We start from the raw sequence: 24,946 nt of genomic DNA on the forward strand, positions 1-24,946 counted from the left end.
CCATGGCGCAGGCGATCAACGCGGCACTGCGCGACGCGCTGGCCGAGGACGAGTCGGTGGTGGTGTTCGGCGAGGACGTGGGCCCGCTGGGCGGGGTGTTCCGGGTGACCGACGGGCTCACCGCCACGTTCGGCGACCGGCGGTGCTTCGACACCCCGCTGGCCGAGTCCGGCATCGTCGGGATGGCCATCGGGATGGCGATGAACGGGATGCGCCCGGTGGTCGAGATGCAGTTCGACGCGTTCGCCTACCCGGCGTTCGAGCAGATCACCAGCCACCTGGCGAAGATGGCCAACCGCACCAGGGGCAGGGTGCGGCTGCCGGTGGTGGTGCGGGTGCCCTACGCGGGCGGCATCGGGGGCGTCGAGCACCACTGCGACTCCTCCGAGGCCTACTACGCCCACACACCCGGCCTCACCGTGCTCGCGCCCGCGACCAACCAGGACGCCTACGGCCTGCTGCGGGCCGCGATCGCCGGCCCGGATCCGGTGATCTTCCTGGAACCGAAGAAGCACTACTTCGCCCCCGAGGAGGTGGAGCCGGAGACCCCGGTGCCGCCGATCGGGCGGGCCGAGGTCCGCAGGCGCGGGGCGGACGCCACGCTCATCGCGTACGGGCCGACGGTGCCCGTCGCCCTCGCGGCGGCGGAGCTGGCCGCCACCGAGGGCCGCGACCTCGGCGTGGTGGACCTGCGGTCGCTCGTGCCGTTCGACGAGGACACCGTCGTGGCCGAGGTCCGCCGCACCGGCCGCGCCGTCGTCGTCGCCGAGGCGCCGGGCTTCGTCTCGGTCGCCTCCGAGATCGCCGCGCGGATCAGCGAGCGGTGCTTCCACCACCTGGAGGCGCCGGTGCGGCGGGTCACCGGGTTCGACATCCCGTATCCGCCGCCGAAGCTCGAGCACCACCACCTGCCCTCCGCCGAACGCGTCCTCGACGCCGTCGACGACCTGCAATGGGATGAGTCATGAGCCGCCAGACGTTCACCCTGCCCGACCTCGGCGAGGGCCTCACCGAGGCCCAGCTGATCCGCTGGCTGGTCGGTCCCGGCGAGCCGGTCGCCGTCGACGCGCCGGTCGCCGAGGTGGAGACCGCCAAGGCGACGGTCGAGGTGCCCTCGCCCTTCGCCGGAACCGTGGCCGAGCTGCACGGTGCCGAGGGGGCCACGATCGCCGTCGGGGAGCCGCTCATCTCGATCGACTCCGGACCGGCCGAGCCCGCGACCGCGGCCTACCGCGAGGAGGAGCGCGCGGGTTCGGGCAACGTCCTCATCGGTTACGGCACCAGGGAGCGGCAGGGCCGCAGGCGCCGCCGGGTGTCCCGGCCCGCCCCCGCGGCCGCTCCCGGGGAACGGCCGCGCGTGGTCTCCCCGGTGGTGCGCAAGCTGGCGAAGGACAAGGGGATCGACCTGACCGCGCTCCGGGGAACCGGGCCGGACGGCCTGATCACCCGCGCCGACATCGAGCGTGCCGCCGCGCCCACCCCGGGCGGCACGGGCGGCACCGACCAGCGCACCGGCCTCGGCATCGCCGAGCGCATCCCGTTGCGCGGCCTGCGCGCCGCCATCGCGGCCACGCTGTCCCGCAGCAGGCGGGAGATCCCCGAGGCCACGACGTGGGTCGACGTCGACGCGACGCCGCTCGTCCGGTTGCGGAGCGAGCTGGGGGAGCGGCCGGGGCTGCTGGCGCTGGTCGCCCGGTTCGTCGTCGCGGGTCTGGGCAGGTACCCCGTGCTGAACTCCACTGTGGACACCGAATCCGGTGAGATCCTGGTGTTCGACGGGGTGCACCTCGGCATCGCCACCCAGGCCGGGCACGGCCTCGTCGTCCCCGTGGTGCGCGACGCGCACCGCCGCACCGCGCGTGACCTGGACGCCGAGATCCGGCGGGTCACCGCGGCCGCGAGGGAGGGTTCGGCCGCGGTGCTCACCCCGGGCTCGTTCACCCTCAACAACTACGGCGCGTTCGGCGTGGACGGCAGCGCGGCGATCATCAACCATCCGGAGGCGGCCATCCTCGGCATGGGCCGCATCGTCGAGCGCCCCTGGGTGGTCGACGGCGAGGTGCGGCCCCGGCACGTCACGCAGCTGTCGCTGGTGTTCGACCACCGGGTGTGCGACGGCGGGACGGCCGCCGGTTTCCTCCGGTTCGTCGCCGACGCCATCGAGTCACCGAGCTCGGCTCTCGCCGACCTCTAGTCCGCGCCCTTCCCGCCGGGCTGGAACAGGATGCACCGGAGGGTCCGCGCGAGGTGCTCGGCCAGCCGGTCCGGGGACATCCGGGCCAGCGGGCCACCGCGCACGACGTAGCGGCCGAACGTCACGCCGATCAGGTGTGCCGCCAGCAGGTCGACGCGTTCCTCGACGCCGGGCCCGCTCAGCACGGTGCGGTAGGCCTCGGTGCTGGTCTCGCGCATGGCGTCGTAGAGCCGGGTGGCGGTCTCCTCGTCGGACGCGGCGCTGCGGAGCAGGGCGAGGAACGGGTCGTTGCCGCCGGAGCGTTCCATGCGGTCGACGAACGCGCGCGCGATGCGGTCGGGCAGCGTGTCCGGCGGGCCGGGAACGAGCTCCACCAGGTCGGGGGCACCGGGCATCGCGGCGACGAACAGCCGTTCCTTGCTGGTGAAGTGCCGCATGACCAGCCCGTGCGTGACACCGGCGCGCTGGGCGATCTCGCGGATGGTGGCGCGGGCGTAGCCGCGTTCGGCGAAGACGGCGCGGGCCGCGCCGAGGATCGCCGCGCGGTGGGCCTCGGGGTCGCGGACGCGTTTCCGGGGTGCGGTCATCCGCCTAGTGTACAGCTGGTCATTACGGTGCTATCCTCACTAATGACCAACTGTTCATTAGGAGGTGCCTCCATGTCCCTGGAACCGCTCACGCCGGAGAACACCACGATCGTCCTCGTCGACCACGCCGTCGGCTTCGCCAACGTGCTGCGCTCGCACGACACCGCGCAGCACGTCGGCAACGTGGTCGGGCTGGCGAAGACCGCGCGGCTGTACGGCACCGGTCTCGTCGTGACCAACGGCATGCCCACCAAGCCGTCCGGCCCGCTCTACCCGGAGCTGCTCGAGGTGCTCGGCGACCACCCGGTCATCGAGCGCGGCGGCAACTTCGACGCCTTCCTCGACGACGCCTTCGCCGACGCGGTGCGCGCGACCGGGCGCCGCAAGCTCGCGATCGCCGGCGTGTCCACCGAGGGCTGCGTGCTCCAGACCGTGCTCGGCGGGCTGCGCGCGGGCTATGAGGTGTACCTCGTCGTCGACGCCTCGGCCAGCCTCACCGCCGAGACCCACGAGACGGCCGTGCGGCGCATGGTGCAGGCGGGCGCCGTGCCGGTCACGTGGTTCTCGCTGGCCGGTGAGTTCACCGTGGATCACCGTTCGCCGTCGGCGCCGCACTTCCAGCAGCTGATGCGGGAGCACGTGCCCACCATGGCGATGGGCGTGCGGACGTGGCGGTCGGCACTCGAGCACGCTCCGGTCGCGTGAACCACCGGCGCGCCGGTGCGCTCAGCCGAACACGGGGCCGCGGTCCCGGCGGCGCTTGAGCTCGTAGAAGCCGTCGACACCGGCGAGCGTCGTGCACGCGTCCCACAGCCTGCCCGCCTGCTCGCCGCGGGGCGCCGGGCTGACGACCGGGCCGAAGAAGGCCGCCGTGCGCCAGCGCACGACCGGTGCGCCGACCTCGTCGCCCACCAGCGCGATGGCCTCGTCGTGCGACGCCCGCGCCAGCTCGTCGTAGTCGGTGCGGTCCGCGAACTCCGCCAGTTCCCCGGGAAGCCCCGCCTCGGCGAGCGACTCCTGGATCAGCGGCCGGTCCACCAGCGGCCGCTGATCCAGGTGCACGCGCCTGCCCATCGCCTCGTACAGCGGCAGCGTGCACTCCGGACCGCACTTCTGCCTGGCGGCGGCGAAGACCCGCACCGCGCCGAACGACGCGTCGAGGAAGTGGCGGAACTTGCGGTACTTCCGCTCCACCTCCTTGCCCTCGTTGAGGCAGTAGAGGCTCATGACGTGCCAGCGCGCGCGGACCGGGCGCACGCGCTGCACCTCCAGCATCCACCGGGAGACGAGCCATGCCCACGGGCAGATCGGCTCGACCCACACGTCGACCTCCTCCGGCTCACCCGCCGGTACGCCTTCCGCCGCCATGTTCCTCTCCTCGTCCCTCTCCTCGTCGTCGGTGCCGCTACGCTGCCGCCGTGACCGCCCGCCGTGTCTTCGCGATCTGGCTCGCCACCACCGTCGCCGGTGCGGTGCTGCTGGCCCTGCCCGACTCGTCCGGTGCCGTGGTCCGGATCTCCGAGCGGCACGGTCCCGGCGTGGTCGACGTGCTCGGCATGGTCGTCGTCCTCGCCGGAAGCGCCGTGCTGTGGTGGCACCTGATCCGCCACCGCGGGCTCGTCGTGCGCGGGCTCGGGGGGCGCGCGACCGCCGCGCTCCTCACCACGCTCGTCCTGGCCCTCGCGCTGGTCGCCTGGTCCGTGCTGGCCGACATCGGCTGGTGGTGGGTGGCGGGCGCGGGCTGCGCCTGGGCCGCGCAGCTGGTCGCGTTGCGTGCCACGGCGCACCCCCGCTCGGCATCGGCACCCGGGTCCCGCCCACGATAGGCACGGATCACCGGCACGCCGGTCGGTGATCCTCCGGACACGCGGTGTCCGGTGTTCTGCGGACTGTCGGGTACTCGCGCCGCTCCGGTTACGTCGACCGGCATGGACGTGGCGTTGAAGAGCCCGGAGGACGGGCAGCACCCTGCCGGCCCCGGGCGCGCACTGGACGAGCTGCACCAGGAACTGGCGCGGCGCTGGGCCGGCGCGGACGCGCTGGACTCGATCTGCCGGTACGCGGTGCTGCCCGCGGGCAAGCTGTTCCGTCCCATCCTGCTGCTGAACGCGGCCGCGTGCGTCGGGGGCCGGGCCGAGGAGGTGCTGCCCGCCGCCGTCGGCACCGAGTGCGGGCACGTCGCGAGCCTCGTGCACGACGACATCATCGACCGCGACGAGATGCGCCGCGGCAGGTTCTCGGTGCAGCACGCCTTCGGCGCGGACGACGCGATCATCGCGGGCGACGCGCTGATCTTCGACCTGTTCGGTTGCCTGGCGGAGTGCCGGGCGACCGGGATCGCCGACGAGCGGATCGTGTCGGCACTCGCCGCGGTGTCCAAGGCCGGTCTGGACATGTGCCGCGGTCAGCACCTCGAGTCGCGGCTGCAGGGACGGCTGGACTGCACGGTCGAGACCTACCTGGAGATGGTGAGCCTGAAGACGGCCGCGTTCTTCCGCGCGGCCTGCGCCTGCGGCGGGATCCTCGGCGGGGGTGAGCACGAGCAGATCCGCGCCCTGTGCGCCTACGGCGACCACCTGGGAGTCGCCTTCCAGATCCACGACGACCTGCTGGCCTACACCAGCGCCACCACGGCCACCGGCAAACCGGCCGACAGCGACGTGCGCAACCGCAGGCTGACCCTCCCCGTGATCCTCGGCTACCGCCGGGGCGGTTCCGCCGCCGCCGAGCTGAAGCGCATCATGACCGGTGCGGTCGAGCCGGAGCAGGCCTTCGGCGCGATGGCCAGGTTGCTCGGCGAGACCGGCGCGATCGCGGCGGCCGGTGCACTGGCCAACGAACAGGCGGTGCTGGCCTACGAGGCCCTCGCCGCGCTGCCCGACTCGCCGCACCGCACCCGGCTGGCCGAGTTCGCCTGGCGTGCGGTGGAACGGACGTGGTGACCGTGCGACCGCGCGACCGGTTGCTGGCTCACCTGGAGGTCTGGCGTCCCTACACGCTCGGTCACGCCGGGCTGGCCGCGCTGGCGGCGGCCACGCTGGCGGCCGAGCAGCCGTCCTGGCCGCGGCTGCTCGGGGCGTGGGCCGTGCCGACCCTCGGGTGGCTGGCCGGGCTCTACGGCGGGGACTACTTCGACCGCGCGCTCGACTCCGCAGCCAAGCCGCAGCGCCCGATCCCGTCCGGCCGGGTCGCCGCGGGCACCGCCCGCGCCGCGATGATCGGATGCGTGGTGGCGGGCGGCGCCGTCGCGATGGTCCTGAACTGGCGGACGGTCGTCCTCGTCGCGGCCGCGCTGCTGCTCGGCGTCCTCTACCACACGCGGTTCAAGGCCCGTGGTCTCGCCGGGCACGTGGCCAGGGGAGTGTTGACCGGTTTCGCGGTGCTGTCCGGCATGCTCGCCGTGGCCCCGCTCCCGCCGCCGGCACTGGCGCCGCTCGTGCTCGCCTTCGTCCTGCACGACACCGGGACGAACCTGATCGGCGCGCTCCGCGACGTCGACGGCGACCGGGCGGGCGGGTACGAGACCTTCCCGGTACGCCACGGGACGCGGGCGGCCCTGTGGCTGGCCGCCGCTCTCGGGGCGCTGTGGTCGGGGCTGGCGGTCGTCGTGCCGTTCACGGGCGCGGCCGGTGGCTCGGTGCCCGCGTTCGCCGCGCTGCTCGCGGTCGCGGCCCTCGCCTGGGCGGCCGTGCTGGCCCGGTTGTGGCGCGCGGGTGAGCCCGTGCCCCGCCGCGCCGCCCTCGCCGCGCACGAGGTGCTCACCGTCGAGCGCATCGGGCTGGGCACGGCGTTTCTCGCACTCGGCTGGGGCGCGGCGCAGGCCGTGGCGGTCGGGCTGCCCGTCGCCGTGCTGACAGTACTCGCGCAGCGCCTGCTGCGCGCGCGCTACGAGTTCGCCGACGAGCCCGGACCGTCCGTGTCGGCCGAGACGATCCTCGGCTACGTCGACGCGCGGTTGCGGGACATCGCCGGGGGCGCGGCCCGCCCGGTCCGCACTCCGGCGGGCTGGCGCCGCCGGATCCGCATCCGCGTGGCGGACCTTCCGCTCGACGTCCACCTGGTCGCCGACGGGGCGATCCGCCGGGTGCCCTCGGCCGAGTTCGCGGCAGGCACCCTCCCGTCGCTCACCATCACCACGACCAGCGACGTCTTCGCGGACATCTTCCTGTCCCGGCGCAGCACCCCGCGCCGCGCGTACCTGTCCCGGGCCATCCGGATGGACGCCTCGGCCCGGGACATGCTGTCGCTGAACCAGATCTTCAACGAGTTCCGCCGCGCCGTGCCGGCCCCCGCGCCGGACCGCGCTCCGGCCAGGACGGAGCAGCCCGGGACCGGGTCCCGTGCGGAGGCCGGACCGGGCCTTCTCCCGGACCGGGTGGTCATCAGTGACACGACGTTGCGCGACGGCGAGCAGATGCCCGGCGTCGCGTTCGCCCCGGAAGCGAAGGTCACGCTGGCCCGCGAGCTGGACGCCCTCGGCGTACCGCTGATCGAGGCGGGCTTCCCGGCCGTGTCCCGCGCCGAGGAGGAGGCCGTGCGGGCGGTCGCCGGCGCGGGGCTGGACGCGGTGATCCAGGTGATCGCGCGCCCGAGGCGGGACGACATCGACGCGGCGGTGCGCAGCGGGGCGCACAGCATCGCCGTGTTCGTCGGCACCTCCGACGCCCACATCCGGGCCAAGCTGCGGACCACACCGGACGCGCTGCTGCGGGACGCCGCCGACGCCGTGGCCTACGCCAAGCGCGCCGGTCACCAGGTGGTGTTCGCGGCGGAGGACGCCACGCGCACCGACCCCGGGTTCCTCATCACGCTCTACGACGCGGTCGCCGGTGCCGGTGCCGACGCGGTCGGGCTCGCCGACACCGCCGGGGTCGCGACACCGTGGTCGCTGGCCGCGCTGGTCCGCCGGGTGACCGAGGCCTGCGAACTCCCGCTCGCGGTGCACTGCCACAACGACCTCGGGCTGGCCACCGCCAACTCGGTCGCCGGGGTCCTCTCCGGGGCGTCCGGGGTGCAGTGCTCGGTGCTCGGCATCGGCGAACGGGCAGGCAACGCCGCCCTGGAGGAGGTCGTGCTCACGCTGGAGATCGCGTTCGGCCACCGCACCGGACTCGACCTGCCCCGGCTCACCGGGCTCGCGCGGCGGGTCGGCGACCTCGCGGGCACCGGCGTCCCTGTGAACAAGGCGGTGGTCGGCGAGAACGCGTTCGTCCACGAGAGCGGGCTGCACGTCGACGGGCTGCTGCGGGACGCCGCCACCTACGAACCGTACGAGCCCGCCCTGCTCGGGCGTCAGCGGCGCATCGTCTTCGGCAAGCACTCCGGACGGTCGGGCATCGCCGAGACGTTGCGGCGGCACGACATCGCGCTGGACGAAGGCCAGCTCGGCGAGCTGGTGCGCGAGGTGAAGCGGGGCGGCACGGGAACATCCTGTCTGGACGAGAACGGCCTGGTGCGCCTGGCCGGCGACCTGCTGAAGGGAGCATCGTGTCGCACGACGTGAGCTGGCTCGAGCAGTACATGAGCGACGCCAAGGCCGGCACCCTGGCGGCCCCGCCGTCGGCCTGGTGGATCGTGACCCGTGCCTGCAACCTGAACTGCTACTACTGCTTCGCGGACGCGCGGAAGAAGGACCCGGACGAGCTGGACACCGCCGAGGCGATGGCCGTGCTCGAGGACTTCGCCGCCAGCGGCCTGATGTTCGTCACGTTCCTCGGTGGGGAACCGCTGGTGCGCAAGGACATCTACCGGCTCGTCGACCACTCCACCGATCTGGGCCTCTACACCGCGCTGCTCACCAACGGGCTGAACGTGCGGGAGGACAAGATCGACCGCCTGGTGGACGCGGGCCTGGAGATGATCGGCGTCTCCATCGACAGCACCGAAGCCGCCACGCACGACTCCGTCCGCGGTGTCCGCGGGTCCCTGGACTGGACCAGACGGGTGGTCCGCCACGCGGTGCGGCGGGGAGTGCGGACGAGTGTGCGCATCGTGGTCAGCGAGGACAGCTACGAGTCGATCCCCGACCTGTTCCGGTGGGCGGTCGACGAGGGCGTCGAGGAACTGATCCTGCTCCCGATGTTCATGGTCGGCCGCGCGGCGGGGGGAGCCGAGGACAGGCGGGCCGACATCGTGGGCAAACGGCTGTTCCTGGACAGCCTCCGGCGCCTGCGCCGGCTCGGCGAGCCGCTCGGCATCTCGGTCCCGGTGCAGGAGACGCTGGCCTGCCCGCAGGGCATCGAACTGCGCCCGCCCACGGACCGGCACCACCACGCCGGGCACGCGGCCGGATTCGAGCTGAGCTCCGGCTGCAAGGTCGGCAGGTTCATGATCAGCGTGCAGCCGAACGGGGACGTCTATCCGTGCCCGTTCGTGCACACCAGCATCGGCAACCTGCGCACGCGGAGCGTGACCGACATCTGGCGCTCACCGCTGCTGCGGCGGGCACGGGGCGAGGACCTCGGCTGCCTGGCGCGATCGATGATCCACACCGGCAGGGCCGACGTGGCCGATCCGACCTACCGGGCCGACGCCGCGCGGCTGCTGGCCGAGCTGCCCGCCCCGGCGGAGGGCGGCGACCGGCCTGCCGCCGGAGACCTGCCGTTCGTTCCGGTGGACGGGCTGTCGCTGGCCTCGCACCGGGCCCGCGGCGAGGGATAGGAGGACACACGATGGCCGAGACGATGTCCGTCGACGAGATCGTCGGGGAACTGCGGGAGATGATCGAGGTGAGCCTGCGCAACCCGACCACCCTGCGCAGGCTGCTGGGCAACTCGATCGTGATCCAGTACCAGTTCGTCCGGCCGGGCGGCGACGTGGTGCCGTACGTGCTCACGGTGGCCGACGGACGCGGCGGTGTCGAGCCGGGCGAGGTGCCGGAGCAGGACGCCGACCTCGTCATCCGGACCGAACCGATCACCCAGCACCGCATCACCAGCGGCGAGCTCGGCGGGCGGGAGGCGGTGGTCAGCGGGATGCTCGACATCCGCAAGGCTCCGTCGATGCCGAAGCTGGTGTTCCTGCGCTCGATGTTCAACCAGTACAAGAAGGCCCGGCTGCGGGCGGACCCGCCGGACGGCGACGGCTGCGCCGTGGAGACGAGCGGACGCCTCGGGCGGCGCGGGAAAGGGGGAACCGAATGACCACAGTGGACTCGGATCGGCCGTCCGGAACCGGCTTCGACCCGTTCGACCCCGCCGTGCGGCAGGATCCCTACCCGCACTACCGGCGGCTCAGGGAGGAGGCGCCCGTCTACCGCGACCCCTCCGGGTTCTGGGTGCTCACGCGGTACCGGGACGTGCGTGCCGCCCTGCGCGACCCGCGGTTCGGGCACAACCTGCGCGAGGTGCTCTCGGGCGGTACCGATTCGGACAGCCTGTTCTTCAAGCTGCCGCCGCTGTTCGTCGTGTTCGACCCGCCCGAGCACACCCGGCTGCGCAGGCTGGTGGGCAAGAGCTTCACCCGCAAGTACGTGGGCAAGCTGGCGGGGCGGGCCCAGGAGATCGTCACCGAGCTGGTGCGCGCCGCGCTGGACCAGGGCGAGGCCGACCTGGTGACGGCGCTGGGCAGGCCCTTCCCGGTCATCGTGATCGGCGAGATCCTCGGCGTCCCGGAGGCGGACCGCACGAACTTCTATCGCTGGTCCAATGACCTTGTCCGGGCCTGGGACCCCGGGTTCGCGCGAACCGAGGACGTCGTGCGGAAGGGTGAGCAGTCCCTGCGCGAGTTCGGCGAGTACTTCGCGTGGCTGGCGCAGCGGCGCCGGGACGAGCCCGGTGCGGACCTGCTGAGCAAGCTCGTGCGGGTGGAGGACGAGGGCGACACCCTGACCATGGAGGAGATCGTCGGCACCTGCGTGCTGCTGATCGTCGCCGGGTACGAGTCCAGCGCCAACGGCATCACCCTCTACGCCCGCGAGCTGCTCAGCAGGCCGGGGCTGCTCGAGCTCTTCCGCTCCCGGCCCGACCTGCACGACCAGGCGGTCGAGGAGCTGCTGCGCTACGAGCCGCCGGGACACATGACGGTGCGCTCGGCGCTGACCGACGTGGAGGTCGACGGGCACACGATCCGGCAGCACGAGCGGGTCATCCTGATGATCTCGACGGCCAACCGGGATCCCGAGGTGTTCGACGACCCGGAACGGCTGGACTTCCGGCGCTGGCCGAACCACAACATCACCTTCGGCGCGGGAATCCACCACTGCATGGGCGCCCCGCTCGCGCGGATGGAGCTGCGGCTCGCGCTGGCGACCCTGTTCCGCGAGGCCTCGCGGGTCGAACTGGTCACCGACGACGTCCGGTTCCGGGACAACCTGCTGCTGCGCGGGCTCGTCTCGCTGCCGGTGCGGCTGGGGCGCTGAGCAACGTGACCAGGGCCGGGGAACAGGCGCCGCGGGCCGAGCCCGCGGTCGGCGCGGCCGCCGAGGCGGTGCTCGCGCTGCGGCGGGCCGACGGTGGCTGGACGGGCACACTGCCGCCGTCCGCGGTGTCCACCGGTGCCGCCGTGTTCGCGCTCGCCTTCGCCGACCCGGACGGCTCCGCCGCTGTCCTCGAGCGGGCGGCGCGGTGGCTGCGCCAGGCGCGGGAACCCGACGGCGGATGGGCCGACTTCCCCGGCGGGCCGTCGACGGTGAACGCCACGGCCATCGCCGTGGCCGCGCTCCGGCTGTGCGAACCGGAGCGGTCGGATGCGCACGTGCGGACCGGCCTGGCCTGGCTGGAGCACCGTGGCGGCGTCGACGTGGTCGCCGACAAGCGGCGCTGCACGCTCAAGGCGGTGTGCGAGCACTACCTCGCGCTGGCGGGGTTGTACGACCCGGCGCGTCTGGCCCGCATGCCGGTGGAGCTCCTCGTGCTCCCGCGGGCGTTGCGGCAGAAGCTGTCCTTCACCGTGCCCGGTCTCGCCGCGTGGGGCGTGATGCAGGCACGCACGTGGCGCTTCGGTCCGGTCCGGCGGGCGGTGAACCGGCTGGCCGAGCCCGCGGCGCTGCGCTACCTGCGCGCGATCCACGACTACGAGGGCCCGGAAGGCGGGGTGGAGGAGTCGCCGCTCATGGTGGCCATCGTCTGCCTCGGCCTGCATCGCGCGGGCCGCGCGCCCGACCTGGTCGCCGCCTACCGCGACTACCTGCACGCGACGGTGCGCCGCGACGGGGCATGGGCGATCGACCGCGACATCGAGTGCTCGGTGACCGGGTACCTGGTGCCGGCGCTGGCCGAGGCGGGCCTGCGGGACGACCCTCGGCTTGCCGCCACCCGGCAGTGGATCCAGCGGTGCCAGCGGGCCGAGCGGTTCCCCGCCACCGGCTGCCCCGCGGGCGGGTGGGGCTGGTCGGTGCCGTCGGGATGGCCGGAGACCGACGACACCGCGGGCGCCGTCCTGGCGCTGACCGAGCTGGGCGTCCCGCCGGGGGATCCGGGGCTGCGCCGCGGCGTCGCCTGGCTGCTCACCATGCAGAACCGGAACGGCTCGTGGAGCTGCTTCGCCCGGGACACACCGTCCGACATGGACGCGCCCTGCACGGTGCTCACCGCACACGCGCTGCTGGCGCTGCGCCGGGTGGGAGCGGGAACCGCCGCCTGCCGCCGCGCCGTCCGGTGGCTGACCCGCACGCAGCGTCCCGACGGCTCGTTCGGCTGCGTCTGGTTCCGGGACCACACCGCCGGGACCGCCCGCGCGCTGGAGGCGCTCGGCGCGCTCGGCCTCGCGGACTCCGCCGCGGCGCGGGGCGCCCGGGACTGGCTGCTGCGGCACCAGCGCGACGACGGCGGCTGGGGCGACGGGCACGGTGCGGCATCCACCGCGGAGGAGACGGCCTGGGCGGTACTGGGCCTGCTGCGCACCGGGGAGCGCGCGGCGAGCGAGCGCGGAGTGCGCTGGCTGCTGGCCGCCCGGCGAGCCGACGGGCTCTGGGACGCCGCGCCCGTGGGGTTCTACTTCCTCGAGCTGACCTACTGGTGCGACCACATTCCGCACGCGTACGCGTTGCAGGCGCTGGCCCGCTACCGGACGGAGGCCGGGTGCCGATGAATGGCCGCCCCCGTTACCCGTTCGCCCGGGAAAGCCAGCTGGTGATGCCCCGGGAGTTCGCGTGGCTGCGCGAACGGGACCCGGTCTGCCGGGTGACGTTGCCGCACGGCCGCGAGGCGGTGCTGCTGACGCGGTACGACGACATCCGCGCGGCCCTGTCCGAGCGGCGGCTCAGCTCTCGGACCAACCGGCCGGGTTCGGCGCTGGAGGGCAGCGCGCCCGGGTTCGGCAACGCGGAACGTCCCTTCAGCGACCCGCCCGAGCACACCCGGTGGCGGGCGCTGGTGGCGGGTGCCTTCACGGCTCGCCGGGTGGCGGCGCTGCGGCCGCGGGTCCAGGACATCACCGACGGGTTGCTCGACGCGATGGCCGCGCACGGCCCGCCGGCGGACCTGATGGCGGGGCTCGCGCTGCCCGTACCGGTCGCGGTGATCTGTGAGCTGCTCGGGGTGCCGGCAGCCGACCAGGCGGAGTTCCGGGACTGGGTCGACGAGGTGTTCCTGCTCCCGGCCGGTCCCGAACGGCGGACGCGGGCGCTGGGCGCGCTCGCCGACTACGTGCGCGGGCTGCTGGCCGCCCGGCGCGCCCGCCCCGGCCGGGACGACCTGCTCGACGGGTTGCTGGCCGTGCGGGACGCCGACGACGGCAGGCTGACCGAGGACGAGCTGGTGCAGACCGTGATGATCCTGCTGGCGGCCGGTTACAAGTCCACCGCCGCGCAGATCGGCCGCGGCGTGCTGACCCTGCTGCGGCACCGGGACCAGCTCGCGGTCCTGCGGGCGGATCCCGGTCTCGTGCCCGCCGCGGTGGAGGAACTGCTGCGGTACGCGGCGCCCGGTAACGGCCTCGGCGTCACCCGGTACGCCACCGGGACGCTGGACATCGGCGGGGTCCGTGTCCCCGAGGGGACGGTCGTCGTGCTCCCACCGCAGGCGGCGAACCGCGACCCCCGCCGGTTCCCCCGTCCCGACCGGTTCGACGTGTGCCGGGCCGGTGCGGCCCGGCACCTGGCGTTCGGCGCCGGGCCGCACTTCTGCCTCGGCGCGGCGCTGGCGCGGCTGGAGCTGCAGGTCGTGTTCGACCGGCTGCTGCGCCGGTTTCCGGGCATCGAGCTGGCGATCCCGCCCGGAGAGCTGCGCTGGCCCGCCGACGGCGCGCTGCAGGGACCGGACGAGGTTCCGCTGCGCTGGTGACCGGTCGCATCCGGAGAGGAGGCCGATGTCCCACTACGACGTGCTGATCTGTGGCGCGGGCGTGGCCGGGCTGACCCTGGCCCGCGTGCTCGCCGCGCAGGGGCGCCGGGTCCTGGTGGTGGACAAGCAGACCCGCGATTCGATGGTACACAAGGGAGAGTTGCTCCAACCGCGGTCGCTGCAGGTGCTCGACGACCTCGGGGCGCTGCCCGCGCTGCGGGACCGGGAAGCCCTGGTGGCGCACCGGCTGGTGTGCTGCCGTCCCTCGGGGGAGGAGATTGCGCCACTGGACTACCGGCTGCTCCCCGGGCCGTTCAACTACTGCCTCGTACATCACTACCACGCCATCACGGCGGCGATCGGGCACGAGCTGGGGCCACGGGTCGAGATACGGCGGGGCACCCGGCTGGCTGCGCTCCACGAGGACTCCTCGGGGCGCGTCCGTGGAGCCCGGCTGGTGGAGGGCGGCGAGGTGCGGCAGGACGTCACCGCCACGCTCACCGTCGGCTGCGACGGAGCGTCCTCCCGGGCCCGGTCGGAGGCGGGTATCGGGGTCACCCGGCAGCCGTACGAGCATCATCTCGTCGGGATCGATCTCGCCGACGGCAGCGGCCTTGGCCGGGACATCGCGGCGCACCTGACGGCGCGCGGCCTGCGGCTGCTGCTGCCCATGCCCGGCGGGCGTGCCCGGCTGTACGTGCAGGCGAGCCCGGCGGAGTGCAGGGAGCTGCGGCGGGACCGGCGCCGGTGGACGGAGCGGCTGCTGGCCGACGTGCCCGCGCTGGAGGTGGTGGCCGGGTCACTGCGGGCCGACGCGGTGCGGCCGCAGCTGCGGACGGCGGTCCGGCTCACCGCGCACTCCTGGACGCGTCCCGGGCTGGCCCTTCTCGGCGACGCGGCACACTGCGTGCATCCCATGGCAGGCCAGGGGATGAACTCCGCCATCGCCGACGCGTGGAGCCTCGGTGCCGCGCTGGGCGAGGTGGACCGGTTCCGCGCCGCCGAGGTCGACGCCGCGCTGGAACGCTACCGCGCGGCCGGAGAGCACCGCATGGCCTACGTGTGCCGGCTCAGCCACAACCTGGCCACCCTGTTCACGGACACCTCCCCGCGCACCAGGCTGCTGGGCCGCTACCTGCTGCGCCGCAACCGGACCAACCGCAGATTGCAGTTCCTGCTGACCTACAACATGTCCGGGCTGGGCGTGCACCGGTTCACCACGCGCGACCGGCTGGTCCAGTTCGGACTGATCCCGGACCGGCGTGCGGGTGAGATCCCGGCGGTCCGGGCAGGCCGGGTCAGCACGTCCACTCGCCGCCGTCGGCCGTGATCACCGAACCGGTGACCCAGCCGCACATCCCGGTGGCCGCGGCGTACACGACCCGCGCGATGTCGTCGGGCCGCCCGTACCGGCCGGCGACTCCGCCACCCGCCGCCGACGAACCGTCGGCCACGCCGTGCCTGCGGGCGGCCTCGATGGCACCCTCGGTGACGGTGGCTCCCGGAGCCACCGCGAGCACCCGCACGCCGCTCGCGGCGAGCTCCTCGGCGAACGCCCTGGTCAGCCCGACGACGCCGGACTTCGCGGCGGCGTAGGCGGCCTGCGCCCCGCCTCGCAGCGCCGCCGTGGACACGATGTTGACGATGCAGCCGCCGCCCTGCTCGCGCATCAGCCGGGCGGCCGCGGCGGTGCCGTGGAAGGTGCCGTCCAGGTTGACGGACAGCACCTCGCGCCACTCCCGCACCGTGGTCGCGAGCGTGGACGTGCTCACGGCGAACACCGCGGCGTTGTTGACCCACACGTCGAGACGGCCCCGCCGCCGGTGGAGCAGTCCGGCCAGTTCGGCGACCTGCTCGGCGGAGGTGACGTCCAGCGCGTGGGCCGTCGCCTCCCGCCCCTGCCCGCGCAGCGCGGCCGCCGCCGCGTGCGCCCGCTCCGCGTCGATGTCGGCGATCGCCACCGCCGCGCCCGCCTCCGCCAGCCGGGCCGCGACCGCACGGCCGATTCCCCGCGCGCCGCCGGTGACGACGGCGTGGTGCCCGGTGAGGTCGGTCAGGTCCGGCAGCGGCGTGTCCGTGAGGTCCTGCAGCATGGTCACCTCAGCTTCGCAGAGCGTCGGCGGACCGGATGTCCGGGCTTTCCCGGACGTGCGGGCCGGAGGGGCTCCGCTAGCGTCGGCGGGGTGCGCTTCGGACTGTTCGTGCCGCAGGGACTCCGCATGGACCTTCCGGAATCCCCGGATCCGTCGGCACAGCTGGACACGCTGCTGGGCGTGGCCAGGGCGGCCGACGAGGGTCCGTGGGACTCGGTGTGGGTGCACGACCACCTGCACACCGTGCCCGAGCAACGGGACAGCACCCTGTTCGAGGCGTGGACGCTCACCGCGGTGCTGGCCAGGGAGACGCGGCGGGTGCGAATCGGTCAGATGGCCTGCAGCAACGGATTCCGGCACCCGGCGTTGTTCGCGAAGATGGCCTCCACTGTGGACGTGGCCAGCGGTGGACGGCTCTGTGCGGGGCTCGGTGCGGGCTGGTTCCGTGGCGAGGCGGTGGCGTACGGGTATCCGTGGCCGGGGCTCGGCGAGCGGATGGCCCGCTTCGCGGAGGCGGTGCGCGTGGTGCATGCCCTGTGGACGGAGCGGCGGCCCACGGTCGACGGCCGGTACTACGCGGTCGACCGGCCCAGCAACGAACCGCGCGGGCTGCCCAGACCCGAGTTCTGGATCGCCGGGGGCGGCGAGCGCGTGACCCTGCCGCTCGTGGCGCGGTACGGCGACGCCTGCAACGTGGGGGCGGGCGACCCCGCGGTGGTCGCGCGGAAGCTGGCGGTGCTGCGCGCGCACTGCGCCGACGCGGGACGCGACGAGGCAGGCATCACGAAGTCGACGAGCCTGGACGTGTTCCCCGTCGGCACCGAGGCGGAGCGGGAGACCGCCCGCACGTACGTGCTCCGGCACGACAGCCTGGCCCGCCTCGACGGCGGGACGGCGGTGCGCACCGTGCGGGAGACGCGGGAGCGGGTCGCGCACCTGCGGGACGCCGGGGTGGAGCACCTGCTGGTGTACCTGCCCGGCCTCGCCCACGACCTGGAGCCCTTGCACCGGTTCGCGGAGGCGGTCATCCCGGTGTTCCGGTAGGTCCGTGCGCGGCCGGTCGGTGGAGACGACGGAGGCAACCGATGACGGAGCACGCAGTCGCCGCCGCGGAGTCCGCGCGGCGTGCCCTGTTCGTCCACGCCCACCCGGACGACGAGACGATCGGCAACGGCGCCACGATCGCCCGGTACGTGGCGGAAGGCGTGCACGTCACCGTGGTCACCTGCACGCGGGGGGAGGAGGGGCCGGTGCTCCGGCCCGAGCTGGCGCACCTCGCGGCCGACCGGGAGGACCGGCTCGGCGAGCACCGGGCGCGGGAGCTGGCGGCCGCGCTGGCGGTTCTGGGCGTGCGGGACCACCGCTGGCTCGGCGGTGCGGGCACCTACCGGGACTCCGGTGACCGGGACGTCGCGCCGGGGCTCCCCGCCGGTTGCTTCCGGCTGGCCGACCTGCGCGAGGCCGCCGATCATCTCGTGGCGGTGATCCGGGAGGTGCGCCCGCAGGTCCTCGTCGCCGACGAGCCCGGAGGGGGCTACGGCCACCCGGACCACGTCCAGGCACACCGGGTCGCGACCTATGCGACCGCGCTCGCCGCGACCGCCGGGTACGCGCCGGAACTCGGGCGGCCGTGGGAGATCGCCCGGGTGTACTGGAACGCCCTGCCCGCCTCCGTGTTCCGGCGGGCGTTCCCCGGGTACCGGTTCCCCGGCGGCCCGCCGTCGATGGTCGTCGACGACGCCGCGGTGACCGCGCGGGTGGACGCGAGCGCCTACCGGGACCGCAAGCGGGCGGCGTTGCGTGCGCACGCGACGCAGATCGACCCGGCACTGCCGGTGTTCACCGTGCTGTCCGACGGTGTCGAGTACTACCGGCTGGCGCACCGGCGGCCTCCCGGCACGATGGTGAGCGACCTGTTCGACGGAACGCGGTGAGCCGCCGTCCCCGTACCGGTGTCAGTGGCCCTGGCTCCGGCCGATCAGGCCGGCGAGCTCGGTGCGCGAGGCCACGTCGAGCTTGGCGAAGATGCGCTCCAGGTACGTCTCGACGGTCCGCGCGCTGATCGTGAGCCTGCGGGCGATCTGGCCGTTGGTCTGCCCGGTGCTCACCAGCAGGGCGATCTCGCTCTCCCGCTTGCTGAGCACGGCGAGCGGACCGGCGGGTTCGGGCGGCTTCTCGCGCGGACCGGTGGCCAGGGCGAGCGTCTCCGCCCGCAGTGTCCACACCGGATCGCCCAGCCTGCGGAAGGCGGCCGCCGCGGCCGCCGCCCTGAGCCTCGCCGCGTCCCCGTCACCCTGGGCCGACAGCGCCCGCGCGGCCGCCAGCGCGGCGAAGCCGACCGGCCGGCACAGGAGGTCGAGACCGCGCGCCGCGGTCTCGGCCCGCGCGGCCCACTCGGCGGCGGCTCCCGGCCGCCCGGCGCGCAGCTCGCAGCGGACCAGGAGGTCGTACACGCGAGGGCGTTCCGGGACGCTCAGCGTCGGCAGGTCCGGACCACCGCAGGTCCGCAGCAGGATGTCGGCGCAGCCGTCGGAGCGCCCGCCGTCCAGCCGCGCCTCCTGGGCGAGCACGTGCAGCCGCTGCGACACCCGGCAGCGGTCCCGGTCGTCGGTGCGCAGCACGTCCGCGCACAGCCTGCTCGCCGTGGCGGGATCGTCGTGTGCCAGTGCCAGCTCGGCCCGCACCATGTGCGCGGTGGCGCGCAGGTAGTTGCTGCGCATCTCCTCGGCCAGGTCGAGCGCGGCGGCGGCCTGCTTCCCGGCCTGCTCCAGCTCCCCGAGCCGCACGTGCCGCATGGCCAGCGTGAGCAGCAGCTCCGGCGCCGCGCGCACGTGCTGCGTCGAGCGGGCGATCGCGAGTCCCCGGCGCGCGTGCCGGGCGGCGGAGGAGAACCGCTCGAGGCGCACCTCGCTCCAGGCCAGGTACACGCTGGCGTCCAGCGTGTCCACCAGTTCCCGGTCGGTCATCCCGTCCACGATCGGGCTCGACTGGTCCGCGTAGTCGAGCGCGGCCGGCACGTCTCCGGTGTCGTAGTGCATCGCGGCGGCGAGCCCGCAGGCGAACGCGAGGGTGCCGGGATGGCCGTAGGTGCGGGCGCTGGCGACCGCGTCCCGGACCTCGTCGACGTCGTGCTCACCCGAGTGGATCTTGCACGCCACCGACCGGAGCGTGAGGGCGAGGCGGACCGCCACTCCTGCCCGCGAGCGCACCCGCGATGCCTGTTCCAGGAATCGTTGCGCCTCCGCGAAGTGGCCGAGCAACTGCTCGACCAGCACGCAGAGCTCGGTGGCCTTCGGCTGGTACTCGCCGAGCGCGTCGCCGCGGCGAAGCCAGTCGTGCAGGAGGGAGCGGCTGCGCCACAACCGGCCCGTGACGGCGAGCGCCTGCGCCTGAACGCACACCAGCCGTGCGCGCCGCCCCAGGTGCCGGTCGCCGTCCGGCAGGAGGCGCAGCGCCGCCGCCGAGTAGGCCGCGCTCTCCGCCGCGCCGCCGGGCAGGGCCTCGCCCGCCGCCGTGAGGAGCTCGTCCACCGCGGCCAGATCGCCGGTCCGCCCCGTGCGCATCACATGCCGAGCCCGGGCCAGCGCACCGGCACCGGCCGCCGCGAGGGTCGCGTCGGCCCGCCGGTGCGCGCCCCACCGCCAGCTCACCGGCGCCGCGGTGTACACGGCCTCGCGTGTCTCCGGGCTGGTGAAGCGCACCCTGCCCGCGTCCAGGTCGCACGAGACCAGCCCGCGCTCGGTGAGCTCGTCGAGACCGATCAGCACTTCGACGGCGTCGAGTTCGGACACCGCCGTGAGCAGCTCGATGTCCAGTGCCTCGCCGACGACGGCGAGGGTGCGCGCCACGAGTGTGGCGGGGGAGGGCGCCGAGACGGGGACGGCCGACGGGTTCGTTCCCGCCGGTGTGGTGATGTCCGGCGATGCACCGCCGGGTGCGGGCCTGGTCTGGTCCAGCCAGGGCCGCTCGGCCTGCCTGGCACCGTCGAGCCTGGTGATATCGGACTCATCCCTGTTCACGTCGCCCCAGTTCTGTTGTGAACGAACAGGCTTCGTCCCCCTCGGAGCTCCCCCGACTCCGTGCGCCGCACGATTTTTCGTTCGCCGCTCCCGTGGCCGTCAATTGTTGACGTCGAGACAATTTATCCAGACGATCTTCCACTGTCAACGCTTCCCGTGCGGGGAGCCGGGTTTTTCCCGGCCACGGCGGGAAACGTGGCGGAGCGCGGAAAAGAGGCACACGCTCTCCGGAGTTCTGTCCCCCATAAGTGTGAATACGAAATGGTTCCGGCAACTGTTCGTGGTGCGATAAACAGAAATTCTTTCACGTGTGAGGCGGTCCCCGTGCGCCGCCGCGCGGTCCTAACCAGACGCTCGCGCCGCGCGCGTGGCTGTCCGGAAACGGTGTTTCAGTCGGCGGGCCGGACGTACCGGGTGACGAGCCTGCCGAGCAGCCGGGGTGCCAGGCGGCGGGCACGCCACACCCACCGGGCACCCCGGCCGGGGAAGACGAACAGCGGCGCGCGGGGATCGGCGAGCGCCCGGTCGACGGCGTCGAGCACGGCACCCGGGTCGGCCCCGGTCCGCCCGCCGAGGACCGCGGGGTCGACCGCCCGCACACCGTCGGCCAGCGGGGTCTCCACCTGGTCCGGGCAGGGACACAGCACCCGGACACCGGTGCCGCGCGTCTCCTGGGCCAGAACCTCGCAGTAGGCGTGCACCGCGCACTTCGACGACGAGTAGGCGGCCAGCCGCGGCGAGGGCAGCCAGCCCGACAGGGAGCCGAACACCACCACCGTGCCGTGGCCGCGCCGGACCATCGCGGGCACGGTCGCCTGGCAGACGTGCACGGTGCCCAGGTAGTTGACCTCGTGCACCCGGCGCAGCTCGGCGGGCGGCTGGTCCAGCGCCCGGCCGATCCGGCACAGCCCGGCGGCGTGCACGACCAGTTCGACCGGACCCAGTTCCGCCGTGGCGGCGGCCACCGCGTCCCGCACCGCGGCCTCGTCGGTGACGTCGCACGGATAGGCCCGCGTGGCAGGCGCCCGCCACGTGGTGCGCGCGAGGTTGCCCGCGTCGACGTCGAGCGCCGCCACCGGCCTCCCGGCGGCGGCCAGGCGCAGCGCGGCCAGTCTGCCCAGCCCGCTGGCCGCGCCGGTCACCAGCGCCGTGCCGTTCATCGGACCGCCGCCACGGGCGCGGCGCCGGCGAACGTCATCTCCAGCCGGCCGATCGTGCTGCCGGCCAGCGCGGTCCTCGGCAGGCCCAGCGCACGGAGTTCGTCGGCGACCGGATGGTCCCCGAGCCGCAGCACGGCCCCGCCGGGCCGGGTGCGCACCCGCCGTGCCCGCAGGCTCCACGGGGTCCGGCGGAGGACGCCGTCCAGGCAGGTGTAGGCGTCGACCGAGGCCGCCGCGGCCCGGCCCGGAGTCGGGACGCCCGGCCTGACCAGGAGGTCGACCGCGAGCCTGCCCTCGTGCCGGACCACGCAGCGCCGCGCGCGGCCTGCGTGCTCCAGCCGGATGTCGGCGAGCTCCTTGGGAAACCCCCAGATCGAGCGCCCGGCCTCCAGCGTGAACGGCTGGTTGACGGGAAGCCAGTGGACGAACGCGCCGAGGCCCCCGCCCACCGGGGCGCGGATCAGGAACGCCACCCCGAACTCGTGGTACGGGCCGAGGTCCCCGTCGGTGTAGCGGACGAACACCAGCGAGCACAGCGCGGCGCCGCGCCAGGGCTCGGCGACGTCCACCCCGGCGTAGGCCAGCACCGACCGCGCCGAGGCCGCGCGCACCGCGAAGGTCGCCGAGCACGCCGCCGCGTCCCGGACCCGGACCGGCATGGTGACCCGTTCTCCCCGGATCAGGTGCCCATCGTGGATGTCACCGTCCACTGTGGTCCTCCTCGGTATCCCGGCCAAGGTGCCGCCGCAGGAAGGCGAGCTGGTGCTCGACCGCGGGCCGGAACCAGGGGTTGCCAGGGAAAACGTCGAAATGGTCGCAGGGGTAGTGGCGAACCTCGGCGCGGCCGGCCACGGCCGCCCTGGCCGCCGCGCCCGGCGGGGCGCTGCGGTCGAGGTCGGCGATCTGCACCAGCAGCGGGGCCCGGACGGCACGCGCGTGCCGGATGGGCCGGTAGCGCCCGATCTCCAGGCCCGCCGCGGGATCGATCTCGTTGCGCCAGGCCGGTCCGGCCAGCGCGGTGTACGCCTCGAACTGACCTGGCAGGGACAGCGCCGCGGCCGAGCCGGGAGCACCGACGAGGGGCACCGGCCTGGTCCCGCGCCCGGCCAGCCGGGCCACCGCACCGCGCACGGCGGTCGCCGCCGACCTGGCGAGCGTGCCCGGCCGGTGCTGCCGGGCGGCCTGCCGGACGGCGGCGAGCCCGTCGGCCATCGGCACCAGCGACACGATCGCCGCGACCCCGCCGTCGCGAGCGCCGGTGACGAGGACGTGTCCCCCGGCCAGGGATGCGCCCCACAGCACGATGCGGCCCGGGTCGACGCCGCCGAGCCCGCGCGCCGCCGCCACCGCGGCCCGGTAGTCGGCGAGCTGCCGGGCGACGGACACGGTCTGGCGCGGCTCGCCGCCGCTGTCGCCGAATCCGCGGTAGTCGAACGCGAGCACCTCGAACCCGCACCGGGCGAACTCGTGGGCGAACGCGCCGAGCCCGCAGTCCCGGGTCGCGCCGAACCCGTGTGCCATCACCACGCACGGCGCGCCCGCCCCGGTGCTCAGGTCGTCGCGGGCGGCCCGGAACCGCCACGCGGCACAGACGGTGCCGCCGGACGGGAAGGAGAGGCGCTGCGCGGGGAGCGTCATGGGCACCTGCCGTAGATCGTCCGCAGCCACACGGTCACCAGCGCCTCCCGCAGCTCGTCGGCGGGCACGGCCGAGGGGCCGCCGCGGGAGAGCCGCTCCAGCGCGCGGTCGTTGAGCTCGAGCAGGACCGTCGCGAGCAGGGCGGGGTCCGGTCCCTCCGGTGCCCTGCCTCCGGTGCGCTCGCGTTCGATCAGGGCCGCGACCCGCGGCACGAACGACTCCCGGTCGCGGTCCCACAGCGCCCGCACGGTCTCGTCGGTGTCGCGCGCGTCGAGCATGGCCCGGAAGACGTGCCGGTGCTTGGCCCACGCCTCGAACAGCCCGGCGATCGTCCGCCGGATGCGGTCCTCGGGGGAGCCCTCGCCGGAGAGCAGTGCGGTGCCCGCGGTGAACGACTCCTGGTACATCTCGTCGCACAGAGCGGCGACGGCGACGGCCTTGTTCTCGAAGTAGAAGTAGAACGCCGAGCGCGTGACGTCGGCCCGCCGGGAGATGTCCCGCACGTTGATGGAGGCGAGGCTGCCCTCGCGCAGCAGCTCGTCGAGTGCGCTGAGCAGCGCCCGCCTGCGGCGGTCGCCCCGGTTGGGCCCGCGCCGGTCCAGCACGTGCTCCCGCTCGGCGCTCACCGGGACCGCCCTCCGAGCGGCACGGGGCCGTTGGCCCGCGCCCGCGCCCGGCCCGCGGGCAGCTCCCGGACGCGGATGTCGTGCTCGTAGACGAAGTAGTCGACCTGCTGGGTGTGCCGGGGCCGGTCGGCGAAGTGCGCGACGAACCGGCGCTCGTCCTCGGCGATGGTCCGCCACATCTCCCGCTCGCCCGGCGGCCGGTAGATCCCCGCCAGGTAGGCGGCCAGCAGCCGGGCCTGGCACTCCACGAACGGGAAGAGAGTCGGCGTGGCCTGGGCGAAGCCGACGAAGACGAGGTCGTCGAGGCCGGGCCGGAACATCCGCTTGTACAGCCGCAGCCGGTTGCCCGGCGCGCTGAGGAACCCGGGGTCGAAGAACGGGAACGAGATGTTGTAGCCGGTGGCGTACACGACGGCGTCGAACTCGGCGGAGCTGCCGTCGGCGAAGTGCACGCGGCGCCCGTCCAGCCTGCTGACGTCGGGTTTTGCCGTGACGTCGCCGGACCCGAGCCGGACCGGCAGTTCCTGCGACTGGGTGGGATGCGCCTCCAGGAAGTGGTGGTTCGGCGTGGGCAGGCCGAACCGCTCGGGGCGGCCCGTCAGCAGAACCGGGCTCTTCCGGAACAGCCACCGCTGCCACGACAGCGGCACGTGCGGGCTGGTGGCGAACAGCCGGTCGGCGGGTACGCCCAGGACGTACTTCGGCACGATCCACGCGCTCGACCTGGTCGAGACGACCACCGTGTTGCCCAGTGCGCGCTGGGACAGCTCGACCGCGATGTCCGCCGCGCTGTTGCCCATACCGACCACCAGGATCCGCTTGCCGTGCAGGTCCAGCGGGTCACCGGGATCGACGTAGTGGTGGGAGTGGATGCTCTCCCCGGTGAACTCGCCGGGGAAGTCCGGGTAGCGCGGATCCCAGTGGTGCCCGTTCGCGACCACCAGTGCGTCGAACGTGTGCCGCTCGCCGTGTCCGGTGCGGATCTCCCACCCGCCACCGGGCCGCCGCCGCGCGTGCTCCACGGTGGTCCGGAACCGGATGTTGTCGTGCAGCCCGAAGGCCGCCGCGTACCGCTCGAGGTACTCCTTGATCTCCGAGTGGTGCGGGAAGTCGGGGAAGTGCTCCGGCATCGGGAAGTCCTTGAAGGACAGCCGGTGTTTCGACGTGTCGATGTGCAGGGACCGGTACGCGCTGGAGTGCCCGTTGGGGTTGCCGAAGGCCCAGTTCCCGCCGATCCGGTCCGAGGACTCGAAGCACTCGTACGGCACGCCGTAGTCCGTCAGCATCTTCCCGGCGCAGAGCCCGCTCAGCCCGGCCCCGATGACGCACGTCCTCGGCAGGGTCATGTCCGGCACGCTACGAGGCGATTTGACGCGTGTCAATGACTATGGACATGTGTCGACAACG

General features: G+C 74.1%; 23 protein-coding genes. 14 read left to right on the forward strand and 9 right to left on the reverse strand.

Translation table 11 applies throughout. The annotated features are described in order from the left end of the window. Positions 1–2: 2 nt before the first annotated feature. Both B0I33_RS18320 and B0I33_RS18325 read left to right on the forward strand, forming a co-directional pair. A complete protein-coding gene (locus tag B0I33_RS18320) occupies positions 3–968 on the forward strand; it encodes an alpha-ketoacid dehydrogenase subunit beta (protein ID WP_106180181.1) in 966 nt (321 codons plus the stop codon). Continuing rightward, positions 965–2,194 carry a dihydrolipoamide acetyltransferase family protein gene (locus B0I33_RS18325; RefSeq protein ID WP_106180019.1) on the forward strand — a complete coding sequence of 410 codons (1,230 nt, stop codon included), beginning with the start codon at positions 965–967 and terminating at the stop codon, positions 2,192–2,194. The genes B0I33_RS18320 and B0I33_RS18325 overlap by 4 nt, the downstream gene beginning before the upstream one ends. On the opposite strand, the gene B0I33_RS18330 is transcribed toward B0I33_RS18325, so the two are convergent. Beyond that, positions 2,191–2,781: a TetR/AcrR family transcriptional regulator gene (locus B0I33_RS18330; protein WP_106180020.1), complete on the reverse strand. Its 591-nt coding sequence runs from the start codon at positions 2,779–2,781 to the stop codon at positions 2,191–2,193. The genes B0I33_RS18325 and B0I33_RS18330 overlap by 4 nt on opposite strands. A gap of 72 nt (positions 2,782–2,853) precedes the next feature. On the opposite strand from B0I33_RS18330, the gene B0I33_RS18335 reads away from it, so the two are divergent. After that, positions 2,854–3,486: an isochorismatase family protein gene (locus tag B0I33_RS18335; protein WP_106180021.1), complete on the forward strand. Its 633-nt coding sequence runs from the start codon at positions 2,854–2,856 to the stop codon at positions 3,484–3,486. Positions 3,487–3,507: 21 nt separating this feature from the next. Here B0I33_RS18335 and B0I33_RS18340 read toward each other — a convergent pair whose 3' ends face one another. Beyond that, a complete protein-coding gene (locus tag B0I33_RS18340) occupies positions 3,508–4,149 on the reverse strand; it encodes a mycothiol-dependent nitroreductase Rv2466c family protein (protein ID WP_106180022.1) in 642 nt (213 codons plus the stop codon). Between the two features lie 50 nt (positions 4,150–4,199). Between B0I33_RS18340 and B0I33_RS18345 the strand changes: the two genes are divergently transcribed. From B0I33_RS18345 to B0I33_RS18390, 9 genes are all read left to right on the forward strand, one after another. After that, positions 4,200–4,607, forward strand: a complete 408-nt coding sequence (locus B0I33_RS18345) for a hypothetical protein (RefSeq protein WP_106180023.1) — start codon at positions 4,200–4,202, stop codon at positions 4,605–4,607. Positions 4,608–4,709: 102 nt separating this feature from the next. Then, positions 4,710–5,723, forward strand: a complete 1,014-nt coding sequence (locus tag B0I33_RS18350; protein ID WP_106180182.1) for a polyprenyl synthetase family protein — start codon at positions 4,710–4,712, stop codon at positions 5,721–5,723. After that, entirely contained in the window at positions 5,717–8,284 is a 2,568-nt protein-coding gene (locus B0I33_RS18355) for a UbiA family prenyltransferase (RefSeq protein ID WP_181193352.1), read from the forward strand. The genes B0I33_RS18350 and B0I33_RS18355 overlap by 7 nt, the downstream gene beginning before the upstream one ends. After that, on the forward strand, positions 8,269–9,441 hold the full coding sequence (locus tag B0I33_RS18360) for a radical SAM protein (protein WP_106180025.1): 1,173 nt from the start codon (positions 8,269–8,271) through the stop codon (positions 9,439–9,441). The genes B0I33_RS18355 and B0I33_RS18360 overlap by 16 nt, the downstream gene beginning before the upstream one ends. An 11-nt stretch (positions 9,442–9,452) precedes the next feature. Continuing rightward, a complete protein-coding gene (locus B0I33_RS18365; protein WP_106180026.1) occupies positions 9,453–9,923 on the forward strand; it encodes a hypothetical protein in 471 nt (156 codons plus the stop codon). Next, positions 9,920–11,140, forward strand: a complete 1,221-nt coding sequence (locus tag B0I33_RS18370) for a cytochrome P450 (protein ID WP_106180027.1) — start codon at positions 9,920–9,922, stop codon at positions 11,138–11,140. Before B0I33_RS18365 ends, B0I33_RS18370 begins: the two co-directional genes overlap by 4 nt. 5 nt (positions 11,141–11,145) lie before the next feature. Beyond that, the gene (locus tag B0I33_RS29705; protein WP_181193353.1) at positions 11,146–12,810 is read left to right on the forward strand and encodes a prenyltransferase/squalene oxidase repeat-containing protein; all 1,665 of its coding nucleotides are present in this window, start codon (positions 11,146–11,148) and stop codon (positions 12,808–12,810) included. Further along, positions 12,807–14,003 (forward strand): cytochrome P450, encoded by a 1,197-nt coding sequence (locus tag B0I33_RS18385; RefSeq protein WP_219927211.1) that lies wholly within the window; start codon positions 12,807–12,809, stop codon positions 14,001–14,003. The genes B0I33_RS29705 and B0I33_RS18385 overlap by 4 nt, the downstream gene beginning before the upstream one ends. A gap of 25 nt (positions 14,004–14,028) precedes the next feature. Then, on the forward strand, positions 14,029–15,333 hold the full coding sequence (locus B0I33_RS18390) for an FAD-dependent oxidoreductase (RefSeq protein ID WP_106180029.1): 1,305 nt from the start codon (positions 14,029–14,031) through the stop codon (positions 15,331–15,333). On the opposite strand, the gene B0I33_RS18395 is transcribed toward B0I33_RS18390, so the two are convergent. Continuing rightward, positions 15,302–16,096: an SDR family NAD(P)-dependent oxidoreductase gene (locus B0I33_RS18395; RefSeq protein ID WP_106180030.1), complete on the reverse strand. Its 795-nt coding sequence runs from the start codon at positions 16,094–16,096 to the stop codon at positions 15,302–15,304. The two genes, B0I33_RS18390 and B0I33_RS18395, sit on opposite strands and share 32 nt — an antisense overlap. A 90-nt stretch (positions 16,097–16,186) precedes the next feature. Between B0I33_RS18395 and B0I33_RS18400 the strand changes: the two genes are divergently transcribed. After that, entirely contained in the window at positions 16,187–17,140 is a 954-nt protein-coding gene (locus B0I33_RS18400; protein WP_106180031.1) for a TIGR03560 family F420-dependent LLM class oxidoreductase, read from the forward strand. A gap of 41 nt (positions 17,141–17,181) precedes the next feature. After that, the gene (mshB, locus tag B0I33_RS18405) at positions 17,182–18,030 is read left to right on the forward strand and encodes an N-acetyl-1-D-myo-inositol-2-amino-2-deoxy-alpha-D-glucopyranoside deacetylase (RefSeq protein WP_106180032.1); all 849 of its coding nucleotides are present in this window, start codon (positions 17,182–17,184) and stop codon (positions 18,028–18,030) included. A 21-nt stretch (positions 18,031–18,051) separates the two neighbouring features. On the opposite strand, the gene B0I33_RS18410 is transcribed toward mshB, so the two are convergent. The 6 genes from B0I33_RS18410 to B0I33_RS18435 form a co-directional block, all read right to left on the reverse strand. Continuing rightward, positions 18,052–20,115, reverse strand: a complete 2,064-nt coding sequence (locus B0I33_RS18410) for a helix-turn-helix domain-containing protein (RefSeq protein WP_106180033.1) — start codon at positions 20,113–20,115, stop codon at positions 18,052–18,054. Between the two features lie 389 nt (positions 20,116–20,504). After that, a complete protein-coding gene (locus B0I33_RS18415; RefSeq protein WP_106180034.1) occupies positions 20,505–21,275 on the reverse strand; it encodes an SDR family NAD(P)-dependent oxidoreductase in 771 nt (256 codons plus the stop codon). After that, positions 21,272–21,985 carry an acetoacetate decarboxylase family protein gene (locus B0I33_RS18420; RefSeq protein WP_245900797.1) on the reverse strand — a complete coding sequence of 238 codons (714 nt, stop codon included), beginning with the start codon at positions 21,983–21,985 and terminating at the stop codon, positions 21,272–21,274. Before B0I33_RS18420 ends, B0I33_RS18415 begins: the two co-directional genes overlap by 4 nt. Beyond that, a complete protein-coding gene (locus B0I33_RS18425) occupies positions 21,975–22,913 on the reverse strand; it encodes an alpha/beta hydrolase (RefSeq protein ID WP_106180035.1) in 939 nt (312 codons plus the stop codon). Before B0I33_RS18425 ends, B0I33_RS18420 begins: the two co-directional genes overlap by 11 nt. Then, positions 22,910–23,539, reverse strand: coding sequence for a TetR/AcrR family transcriptional regulator (locus B0I33_RS18430; RefSeq protein ID WP_106180036.1), 630 nt, complete (start codon positions 23,537–23,539; stop codon positions 22,910–22,912). The genes B0I33_RS18425 and B0I33_RS18430 overlap by 4 nt, the downstream gene beginning before the upstream one ends. Next, on the reverse strand, positions 23,536–24,885 hold the full coding sequence (locus tag B0I33_RS18435; protein WP_106180037.1) for a flavin-containing monooxygenase: 1,350 nt from the start codon (positions 24,883–24,885) through the stop codon (positions 23,536–23,538). Before B0I33_RS18435 ends, B0I33_RS18430 begins: the two co-directional genes overlap by 4 nt. Positions 24,886–24,946: the final 61 nt, after the last annotated feature.

Origin of the sequence: Prauserella shujinwangii, assembly GCF_003001955.1 — a bacterium.
In the GTDB taxonomy this organism is placed as follows: Bacteria; Actinomycetota; Actinomycetes; order Mycobacteriales; family Pseudonocardiaceae; genus Qaidamihabitans; species Qaidamihabitans shujinwangii.

Coding starts and splice junctions, on each gene's coding strand:
- B0I33_RS18415 (WP_106180034.1), bottom strand. CDS start 21,275: ATGAACGGCACGGCGCTGGTGACCGGCGCGGCCAGCGGGCTGGGCAGA.
- B0I33_RS18385 (WP_219927211.1), top strand. CDS start 12,807: ATGAATGGCCGCCCCCGTTACCCGTTCGCCCGGGAAAGCCAGCTGGTG.
- B0I33_RS18350 (WP_106180182.1), top strand. CDS start 4,710: ATGGACGTGGCGTTGAAGAGCCCGGAGGACGGGCAGCACCCTGCCGGC.
- B0I33_RS18330 (WP_106180020.1), bottom strand. CDS start 2,781: ATGACCGCACCCCGGAAACGCGTCCGCGACCCCGAGGCCCACCGCGCG.
- B0I33_RS18435 (WP_106180037.1), bottom strand. CDS start 24,885: ATGACCCTGCCGAGGACGTGCGTCATCGGGGCCGGGCTGAGCGGGCTC.
- B0I33_RS18390 (WP_106180029.1), top strand. CDS start 14,029: ATGTCCCACTACGACGTGCTGATCTGTGGCGCGGGCGTGGCCGGGCTG.
- B0I33_RS18320 (WP_106180181.1), top strand. CDS start 3: ATGGCGCAGGCGATCAACGCGGCACTGCGCGACGCGCTGGCCGAGGAC.
- B0I33_RS18395 (WP_106180030.1), bottom strand. CDS start 16,096: ATGCTGCAGGACCTCACGGACACGCCGCTGCCGGACCTGACCGACCTC.
- mshB (WP_106180032.1), top strand. CDS start 17,182: ATGACGGAGCACGCAGTCGCCGCCGCGGAGTCCGCGCGGCGTGCCCTG.
- B0I33_RS18340 (WP_106180022.1), bottom strand. CDS start 4,149: ATGGCGGCGGAAGGCGTACCGGCGGGTGAGCCGGAGGAGGTCGACGTG.
- B0I33_RS18335 (WP_106180021.1), top strand. CDS start 2,854: ATGTCCCTGGAACCGCTCACGCCGGAGAACACCACGATCGTCCTCGTC.
- B0I33_RS18365 (WP_106180026.1), top strand. CDS start 9,453: ATGGCCGAGACGATGTCCGTCGACGAGATCGTCGGGGAACTGCGGGAG.
- B0I33_RS18425 (WP_106180035.1), bottom strand. CDS start 22,913: ATGACGCTCCCCGCGCAGCGCCTCTCCTTCCCGTCCGGCGGCACCGTC.
- B0I33_RS18325 (WP_106180019.1), top strand. CDS start 965: ATGAGCCGCCAGACGTTCACCCTGCCCGACCTCGGCGAGGGCCTCACC.
- B0I33_RS18370 (WP_106180027.1), top strand. CDS start 9,920: ATGACCACAGTGGACTCGGATCGGCCGTCCGGAACCGGCTTCGACCCG.